Raw genomic sequence first — 827 nt, 5'->3', positions numbered from 1 at the left:
CCCCCCCCCCCTCCCCTCCCCCCCCTCCCCTCGCCTTTACTGATACTGCGACCCCCGAGACCCACACGACCTTCCTCGGCAGGGAACCGGTCGATCATGCCTGGCAGGCCGCGTTCGGTCGGCTGATCACCCTCTCCACGACAAAGCGGCCACACGGCCCAGACTTCGACCCCTACCTCGACGAACTGACGCGTGAGGTCGGTGCCCTCATCAAAGAGATCCAGCCACACGTCATCCACGCTCAGTACCTCGGGTTCGCCCTCAGCCAGGCCTTCACCCGCACCGCCGGCAACATCCCGATCATCTCCGTCGCCCACGGCCCCGACGTCATGGTGGCCGAGCACAGCGCCCGAGGGCGCGAGGGCCTGCACGAAGTCGCTGCGGCAAGCGCCGCGATCGTGACCCCGACCTTCGCCCTCGCGGACCGCATCGACCGTCTCACCAGCCACCGATTCACCGACCGGCTCACCGTCATCCCGTGGGGCATCCATCTGAGCCATGCCCAGGTACGCGATCAATGGCCAACGGGCAGCGGCCCCCTCTCCCTGGTGCACGCCGGCCGTCTGGACGACAACAAATCCACGATCACCGTCGTCGAAGCCCTCGCCCTCACTCATCAACCGCACCGCCTCACCATCATCGGCCAAGGCATCCGACGAGAGCACCTGGAGCAGCGGGCCCACGAACTCGGCCTACAGGACCGGGTTCACTTCGACCCGTTCCTGCCCCGTGCCGAACTGTTGCGCCGCCTACGGAATTTCGATGCTTTCGTCTTCACCACCAGAGACCTGGAAGCCTTCGGACTCGTACTCATCGAGGCCCAAGCC

Annotated in this window: 1 protein-coding gene; it reads left to right on the top strand. The window is 66.4% G+C overall.

Annotated features, from left to right (window positions below):
* Positions 1-827, top strand: an 827-nt coding sequence (locus ACFVX9_RS39645) for a glycosyltransferase (RefSeq protein ID WP_387987145.1), incomplete at both ends; no start/stop codon positions are given.

The organism is Kitasatospora sp. NPDC058243 (genome assembly GCF_042882025.1).
Classification (GTDB): Bacteria; Actinomycetota; Actinomycetes; order Streptomycetales; family Streptomycetaceae; genus Kitasatospora.
This window is presented reverse-complemented; position numbering and strand designations above follow the sequence as displayed.